This is a genomic window from Shewanella sp. P1-14-1 (assembly GCF_001401775.1).
Taxonomy (GTDB): domain Bacteria; phylum Pseudomonadota; class Gammaproteobacteria; order Enterobacterales; family Shewanellaceae; genus Shewanella; species Shewanella japonica.
In genome coordinates this window covers 1-221 of the sequence record NZ_LKTL01000138.1, presented here as the reverse complement: position 1 = coordinate 221, position 221 = coordinate 1, and the positions used below count along the sequence as shown (strand labels likewise).

Below are 221 nucleotides of genomic sequence, written 5' to 3'. Positions count from 1 at the left end.
CAGTCCGGGTCCCCTTCGATTAAAGAAGAGAGAGCCTAGGACACCGCGCTGTTATTACAAGAGCACGGCGGTTTCACTTTAATAGCCTTCTAAAGTGTTACTTATAGGTCTTCGTTATATTGGAAGTAAAACAATATGTCCGGGTCCCCTTCGTCTAGAGGCCTAGGACACCGCCCTTTCACGGCGGTAACAGGGGTTCGAATCCCCTAGGGGATACCACT

1 tRNA gene is annotated in these 221 nt (G+C 49.8%); it reads left to right on the top strand.

Annotated elements, in window-relative coordinates:
* Positions 1-143: 143 nt before the first annotated feature.
* Positions 144-219: transfer RNA gene (locus AN944_RS21270), tRNA-Glu, on the top strand.
* Positions 220-221 lie beyond the last annotated feature (2 nt).